Source organism: Flavobacterium sp. (assembly GCF_044361065.1).
Taxonomy (GTDB): Bacteria; Bacteroidota; Bacteroidia; order Flavobacteriales; family Flavobacteriaceae; genus Flavobacterium.
The window spans coordinates 1-6,358 of sequence record NZ_JBIKJI010000128.1 but is presented as its reverse complement, the minus strand read 5'-3'; the positions used below and the strand labels follow the sequence as shown (position 1 = coordinate 6,358).

Annotated in this window: 6 protein-coding genes; 1 reads left to right on the top strand and 5 read right to left on the bottom strand. The window is 30.0% G+C overall.

Going from position 1 to position 6,358, the window contains the following annotated elements; all coding sequences use genetic code 11:
- Positions 1-333: 333 nt before the first annotated feature.
- The gene (locus tag ACIQ11_RS08120) at positions 334-1,500 is read right to left on the bottom strand and encodes an iron-containing alcohol dehydrogenase (protein ID WP_396154158.1); all 1,167 of its coding nucleotides are present in this window, start codon (positions 1,498-1,500) and stop codon (positions 334-336) included.
- Positions 1,501-1,731: 231 nt separating this feature from the next.
- Between ACIQ11_RS08120 and ACIQ11_RS08115 the strand changes: the two genes are divergently transcribed.
- Positions 1,732-3,384 (top strand): S8 family serine peptidase, encoded by a 1,653-nt coding sequence (locus ACIQ11_RS08115; protein ID WP_396154157.1) that lies wholly within the window; start codon positions 1,732-1,734, stop codon positions 3,382-3,384.
- 5 nt (positions 3,385-3,389) lie between these two features.
- Here ACIQ11_RS08115 and nadD read toward each other — a convergent pair whose 3' ends face one another.
- From nadD to ACIQ11_RS08095, 4 genes are all read right to left on the bottom strand, one after another.
- Positions 3,390-3,971: a nicotinate (nicotinamide) nucleotide adenylyltransferase gene (nadD, locus tag ACIQ11_RS08110; RefSeq protein WP_396154156.1), complete on the bottom strand. Its 582-nt coding sequence runs from the start codon at positions 3,969-3,971 to the stop codon at positions 3,390-3,392.
- A gap of 89 nt (positions 3,972-4,060) precedes the next feature.
- A complete protein-coding gene (gmk, locus tag ACIQ11_RS08105) occupies positions 4,061-4,633 on the bottom strand; it encodes a guanylate kinase (RefSeq protein WP_396154155.1) in 573 nt (190 codons plus the stop codon).
- A gap of 91 nt (positions 4,634-4,724) precedes the next feature.
- A complete protein-coding gene (locus ACIQ11_RS08100) occupies positions 4,725-5,585 on the bottom strand; it encodes a YicC/YloC family endoribonuclease (protein WP_396154154.1) in 861 nt (286 codons plus the stop codon).
- 61 nt (positions 5,586-5,646) lie between these two features.
- On the bottom strand, positions 5,647-6,358 hold a 712-nt coding region (locus tag ACIQ11_RS08095; protein WP_396154153.1), incomplete at its 5' end, for a DMT family transporter.

Below are 6,358 nucleotides of genomic sequence, written 5' to 3'. Positions count from 1 at the left end.
GCCTCCAATAACTGCAAATTTTTTTTTGCTTTCCATGTTCTAAAATTATGAACTCCAAAAATACACTTTTGAATAGCAATATGCAATAGTCATATCAATTTCAATAATAATATGTATGACGAAATCAATATTAAAAAACCTTAAATAATGTTAATTATTTGTGAAGATGTATTTTCTGGCACGACTATTGAAAATAATATTATATCGATTAAAAAATAATAAAAGTAGTTTAGTTAGTAGTTTTTTTGCAAAAAGCGTCTAAAGATTAATTTCTTAGACGCTTTTTTTACTTTTCACTTTGTTACTTTGCTACTTTGCTACTTTTCACTTTCATTAATAACTCATTTCAACAATTTCTCTTACTTTTTCTAAAGTAATATTTTGTTTTTCGCCTAAAGCTTTCCAACCTCTTTCTTCAAAGCGATTTACAATGAAATTGGCGGTGTCGGAATAATTTGTAGTTGATTGAGAAAGTTTCGTTTCCATTCCCATTTCTTGTAAGAACGATACCAATTTATCAATAGCTTTTTCAGCAATCTCTTCCGTTGAATTTCCTTTTATATTAAACACTCTTTCACCAAATTGCGCCAATTTTTCTTTTTTAGAATCAAACATCACTCGATATAAATTCGGACCAACGATGGCTAAAGTTCTTGCATGGTCAATTCCGTACAAAGCAGTTAATTCATGTCCAATCATATGTGTTGCCCAATCTGATGCTACTCCTTTTTGAATTAAACCATTTAATGCCATTGTAGCGCACCACATAAAGTTTGATGCTAATTTATAATCAGTAGGATTTTCAACTACTTTCGGACCTATTTCAACTAAAGTTTGTAATATACCTTCTGAAATTCGGTCTTGTAATTGCGCGTCTTGAGGATACGTTAAATACTGCTCTAATACGTGAGTAAAAGCATCAACTACGCCATTTTGAAGTTGTCTTTTAGGTAACGATTGTATTACTGTTGGATCGCAAATAGAAAATTGTGGAAACAAAGCACTTCCACCTAATGTTAGTTTTTCTTGTGTAGCTTCAATAGTAATTACGGCACCTGAATTCATTTCAGAACCTGTAGCAGGTAATGTTAAAACAGTTCCGAAAGGAATTACTTTTGAAATATCTTTAAATAAAATTCTGTTTTTTAATATATCAATTGCATTTCCTTCATAATTTACAGCACCTGAAATAAATTTCACCCCATCAATAACACTTCCACCGCCTACGGCTAAAATAAAAGTGATTTTTTCGGTACGAATAATTTCTACGGCTTTCATTAAAGTTTCAAAATGCGGATTGGGTTCGATACCTCCAAATTCAATAACTTCAAAACCTTTTAAGTGTTCCGTTACTTGTTTATGAATGCCATTTTTAAAAATACTTCCACCACCATACGCTAAAAGAACTTTTTCATGGGCTGGAATTAAATTCGCTAATTTTTCTATTTGATTTTTACCAAAAATATAATTGGTAGGATTGTATAACTCGAAGTTTAACATGATATATTTAATTAATTATTTCAAATTTACAAAATGAAATTTATAATAATTAATTAGTTAAAAAGCTTTAACAAAAATTTATTACAAAACCATTAATTTAATTTAATACATTCAATGATTTAAATTATATTTCTTATTTTTGTATTAAATGCGATTAATTTTTTCTTACAATTTTTTTTTATAAAATTAGTCCAAATTACTGATGTTATTTAATCTTAAAAATATTTAAATATGAAAAAAATAATTATTTTATCTATATTTTTATTTACTAATTATTTAATTAGTCAAGAAAATTACAACTCAAAATCATTAATTTTAAAATTAAATTCTGAACTATGGAGTATTTCTAAATTGGATTTAAAAAATAATGTTTTCGCAATTTCAAAAATAGACAATTGGTTAAGTAGAAATCAAATAAAAAAAATTATTCCAATAGGTCAAGCTGAAAAAACATTTGTGTTTCAAATTGAATTTAAAAATGAAATAAATGTAACAAAAAGTATAAAACTTTTAAAGACTTATCCAGAAATAATTTATGTTGAGCCCGATTATTTATCTGAAGGAGGTGGAAAAAAATCAGATGCACTTCAAACCCCAAATGATGCACTTTTTAATCGACAATGGGGAATAATTAACAATGGTAGTTTTAATGTTTCTGGGATGCCTTTTGTTTCTGAAAATGATGCTGACGCAGATATTGATTTAGCTTGGGATATTGAAACTGGTGATCCAAATCTAATTGTAGCCGTTCCAGACACTGGAATTAGGCTAAGCCATCCTGAGTTAACTGGTAGAATATGGACAAATTCCAGTGAAATTGCGAATGATGGAGTTGATAATGATAATAATGGTTTAATAGATGATGTTAATGGTTGGGATTACGCAAACAATGACAATAATGCAACTGATGATTATGGGCATGGCACTAACTGTACTGGTATTTTATTAGCAAAAGGTAATAATGGAATAGGATATGCTGGAGTAAATTGGAATTCAAAGTTAATGCCATTAAAAGTATTAGATGCGAACAACAGTGGTCAATACTCATGGATGGCAAATTCAATATACTATGCAGTTGATAAAGGAGCAAAAATCATTAGTATGTCTATTGGTGGAACTGGAAATAGTATAACCTTGCAAAACGCAGTTCAATATGCAATAACAAATAATGTAGTATTTGTAGCATGCATGATGAATTTTAACAACAATACAACCTATTATCCTGCTGGATATGCAAGTTCGATGGATATTATTGCAGTAGGCTCTACTGATTCTGATGATGACCGGACTTCACCATTTTTTTGGAGTGCTACCTCTGGAAGCAATTATGGTAATCACTTAACATTAGTGGCTCCAGGCAATTATATTTATGGTTTAAGTCATACTTCAGATACAAATTATAATGGTTATTGGGGTGGAACATCTCAAGCTACTCCTTTAGTTGCGGGAGTCGCTTCTCTTTTACGTTCTTCTAATCCAAATTTAACTCCTTTACAAATAAAAAACATATTAAAAAATACTGCTCAAGATCAAGTGGGAGCTGCAAATGAAGATGTTCTTGGATTTGATGTATATATGGGTTGGGGACGTGTTAATGCAAATAGTGCTTTTCAAACACTAAGCAATTTAAATCTTGTAAACAATAAACAAGAATTTACATACAAAAATCCTATTAACAATAAAAAATTCGAGTTTTTTTCTAGGAATTACCATACAAACTTTAATTTAGAAGTGTATTCATATGATGGTAAATTAATGAAAGATGAAAGAATTATAATTAATGAAGGAAAGAACGAAATAGATTTTAATTATCCTAAAGGGAATTATATACTAGTTTTAAAAAATGATGATTATAAAAAAACCATAAAAATTATTGCCAATTAATTCCATTACTTCTTATAAAACAAATTATGTTCAACATATTCCCATACTTTATGTGGTAACATTGGAATTACGTTTTTATTTTTTTTAATATTTTCACGAATAAAAGTAGAAGATAACTCGACAACTGGCGCACTTATTCTATGAATTTTAGGATGATTATCAAATTGTGTATTTATTTCCCCACTATGTAGTCGTGGATACACATAAATATGATGGTGCTGTAAAATAGCTTCGTAATTTTTCCATTTGTGAAACGAATTCAAATTGTCTTCACCCATAATTAAAGAAAATTCGTAATCCGGATGTTTCTCTTGCAAATGCACCAAAGTATTAATTGTATAATTGGGCTGTGGCAATTTAAATTCAATATCCGAAGGTTTAATTTTTGGAAAATCTTCCGTTGCCAAATGCACCATATGCAAGCGATGGTAATCGTCTAACAAGGTGTTTTTTTGTTTATGCGGATTGTGTGGCGTTACTACCAACCAAATTTGATCTAAATCCGAATGCTCCGCCATATGATTGGCAATAATTAAATGCCCAATATGTATGGGATTAAACGTTCCGAAATATAAACCTATTTTCATTTTTTATATGGGTTGGGGGTTGGGGGTTGGGGGTTGGGTTTACAGGATTAATTACTTTTACCCTTAACCCATTACCTTTTACCTAATAACTATTCATTCACAAATTCCTTAACTAATTTATACGCATCAACTTTGGCAACATCTAAATCGTAATTTTTGATTATTGTGTCAAATTGTGGCGCTGTGGCTAATTCTACCGATGCTTTTGCAATACGCATATTAATTTTATCGTCGCTTTCAGTAGAGCGTTTTTTTAATCTAATTTTCAACTCGTCAATACTTGGTGGTTTTACAAAAACCGCTAATGTTTCTTGTTTGAATTTCGATTTTATTCGAAGTCCGCCCGCTACATCAATATCAAAAATAACGTTTTTACCTTTTGCCCAAATACGTTCGACTTCGCTTTTTAAAGTTCCGTAAAAATTATCTCGATAAACTTCTTCCCATTCCACGAAATCTTCCGCTTTAATATGTTTTTTAAATTCTTCTAAAGAAATAAAATAATAATCTTTACCGTGTACTTCTTCGCCTCTTGGTTCACGCGTGGTGCAAGAAATAGAAAATTCTAAATTTAAATCTTCCTGTTCTAATAAATGTCTTACTATAGTTGTTTTTCCCGACCCTGACGGAGCTGAGAAAACTAATAATTTACCTTGATTCATTTTTTTAAGCTTTTGGCTTTAAGCAATATGCTATAAGCTTGAATTTTATTTTTAACTTTTACCTAAAGCCTAATGCTTAAGGCATATAGCTTTATAGAACGTTCAATACTTGCTCTTTAATTTTTTCTAATTCATCTTTCATCATTACAACCAATTTTTGCATTTCGGCGTGGTTTGATTTAGATCCCATTGTATTGATTTCTCGACCCATTTCTTGAGTGATAAAACCTAATTTTCTTCCATTGGCTTCACTTCCGTTTAACGTTTGTAAGAAATAATCTAAATGATTAGTTAAACGAACTTTTTCCTCAGTGATATCTAATTTTTCTAAATAATAAATTAGTTCTTGCTCAAAACGATTCGTATCAACATTTACTTTTAACTCTTCAATAGCGGTTTGTAAACGTTCTTTAATGTTATTTACTCTTTCAGGATCTAAAACTAATGCCTGATTCATATAATTTCTAATATTTTCAATACGTAACGTAAATTCTATTTCTAAAGAAGCGCCTTCCGATTTTCTAAAAGACAACATATTTTCAATCGCTTCATCAATTACGGTTTGAATTTGTTTCCATTCATTTTCGTCTATTTCTTCACGTTCCGTTTTCATCGTATCCGGCATACGAATTGCCATTTTCATCAATTCTGTATCGTCAGCGTTTGGTAAAATAGCTTTCAACTGAGCCATATATGATTTTACAATTGGCGCATTTATTTTAGATGAAGTATCTTCTCCAGTTACCTCAACATATAATGAAAAATCGACTTTTCCTCTTTCCAATTTAAGCGCTAAAAGATTTCTTAGAGCCAATTCGTTTTCTCTATAAACTGAAGGCATACGCGTATTTAAATCGAGTCCTTTGCTATTTAAAGATTTAACTTCTACTGTAATTTTTTTGGTTGATAATTGCAAGCTTGCTTTACCAAAACCGGTCATTGATAGTATCATATATTTTTATAAAGAGTGTAAAGATAAGTTTTTTTAGTGATTAGTAAAAAGTGAATAGTGATTAGTCGTTACGAGTCTCTTTCTTTTTATGAATCACCAAATAAACCCCAACAAAAATTAATATTGCAGAAACTATTTTTACTACATTCAAATTGTCTTTTCCTAAACCAATAGCAAAAATTGTAGCAAAAAAAGGTTGCAAATAAATAAAAACAGCAACTGTTGTTGGTTTTAAATTTCGCATCGAAATTAAGTTTAGCAAATACGTGAAAAAGGTAGAAAAAACAACTACAAAAGCAATTTTTAGACTAACATCTAAAGGAATTTCGTTCCAGTTTACCAGTTGTAACTCATTATATCCAAAAGGTAACACCATAAAAAACCCGAACAAATAAATGTATTTTACAAACGTAAATGCGTTGTATTTATCCATTAACTTCTTCACAAAAATTAAATAAAAAGCATATGAAACTGCATTTACAAATACTAATAAATTTCCTAAAGTGGCATTTGGTGCATTATTTAAATCTTTACCATATAAAATTAAGGTTATTGTACCTGCTAATCCTAAAAGTATACCAATGACTTTTTTCGATTGCATTCTTTCTTTCATAAGTATTGAAGAAAGAATCAAAACAATCATAGGGGTGGTAACCATTAAAACGGCACCCATAATCGGTGAGGTATAACTTAATCCTTTAAAAAATGTTAGCATATTGAAAGCAACACCAAAAAAGGCACAAGCGGCAATGCGAAGAAAATCGTTTTTTGCA